We start from the raw sequence: 771 nt of genomic DNA, 5'->3' as shown, positions 1-771 counted from the left end.
GCGGAAAGCTGGCCCAGCTCTCCATCGGTGTTCCTCCCCGGCGCGCCGCAACGAATGACCATTGCCGGACTGCCGCCACCGCCGCCTGATCGAGAATGTCGCGCCCGCTGCTGCGTGCTATCTGGATTTCACCCGGCCGCCCGGATTCCAGCACCTGTACCCGTAGCTGTACCGTGCCCTGCCATTTGCGCTTCAACGCCAGAGCAGGGTATTGCGGCGGTGGGTTATTCAGGTGATCCGCAGTGGCAGACGCTGGCGTAATGGCACCTTCGGATGCCGTTGACGCGCTGGCGGACGCCGGGGCTTCCGTGTTGGCGCTGGCATGACTGCCCGGTGTTGCATTGCTCCGCTCGGCCGTTTGCTGTGGTTCAGCGCTTGGCGCTTTGCGGGCCTGTGCCTTGGCTACCGGTTTTTTCGCCGGTGGCTGCTTCACGGCTTCCGGTGCGGGTGCCTCCTGTGGCACAGCGGCGGGCGTTTGCGGCTCGGGTGGCGGCGTACTCTCTTGCGGTGTCGCTTCTGCCGGTTGCGCGGGTGGAGCCGCTGCGGTTATGCCTGTTTCGGCACTGAGTGCCAGTTCCACGCTGATCGCAGGCGCGGCCGAAGGCGGCATGACCACCGCCGATGTCGCCGATAGGTAATAAATCACCCCCGCGTGTAGCAGGGCCGCCAGCAGGACGGTGACAACCTGCTCGATACGTAGGCGCGTCCCCTCGGATAACGTCACAGTCAGCGTGTTCATATCATTGCTCCCCGATGGTGTGCGTCGTGGCC

Annotated in this window: 1 protein-coding gene; it reads right to left on the bottom strand. The window is 65.1% G+C overall.

All coding sequences use genetic code 11. The annotated features are described in order from the left end of the window. On the bottom strand, window positions 1-739 hold a 739-nt coding region (locus J5224_RS32165; protein ID WP_264629011.1), incomplete at its 3' end, for an energy transducer TonB. Window positions 740-771: the final 32 nt, after the last annotated feature.

This window comes from Candidatus Symbiopectobacterium sp. NZEC135 (assembly GCF_025962695.1).
This window is presented reverse-complemented; position numbering and strand designations above follow the sequence as displayed.